Annotated in this window: 1 pseudogene; it reads left to right on the top strand. The window is 55.3% G+C overall.

The features are described 5' to 3' along the window. Positions 1 to 92: 92 nt before the first annotated feature. Positions 93 to 637: pseudogene (locus NKH12_RS30485) on the top strand (calcium-binding protein); the annotation flags it as partial.

Genomic DNA, 637 nt, shown 5'->3' on the forward strand with positions numbered 1-637 from the left:
TCTATCAGAGGGGTGTTGGTATGTGATTTGAAGCTAATATACGCCGTCGAGTAGGCAGGCACCGCGGGGCGCTAAGAAAAAAAGGATTATTAATGGCACTTCATTTCGCAGCAGGTGGGTCCGCCACAGAAGTCGCAAGCGCCGGTTTCAATCTGGTCGACGTTCAATACATCGACCAGGTCAATGAGCTGCCGGATGGCACGAAGGCTATGGTCTGGCTCAACGAGGGCGAGGGCGTGACCCAGTCCTTTATCGACAAAGTCACCCCCTTCCTTGGCAATCCGAAGGTGTATGGGTTTTTTCTCGTCGACGAGCCGGATCCCACCGGCCAATACCACACCCAGGTAGACGCTGAGGATCTGAAAGCCGAATCCGACTGGATCCACGCTCGCATGCCAGACGCCAAGACCTTCATCACCGCGATGGACATGGGGTCAGCCGAAAACTCGGATTTTTCCAACACCTACAACTATGATAACACGCATATCGATCTGTTTGGAATAAGCGCCTATCCGGTGCGCACCGGCACAGACACGGTCGACTACGACATGATCGACAGAACCGTGGCTGCTGCGGTGGAGTCGGGCATCCCGACCAGCCAGATCGTTCCGATCCATCAGACCTTTGGCGGCGGCAA

Origin of the sequence: Mesorhizobium sp. M1322, assembly GCF_040318085.1 — a bacterium.
Taxonomy (GTDB): Bacteria; Pseudomonadota; Alphaproteobacteria; order Rhizobiales; family Rhizobiaceae; genus Mesorhizobium.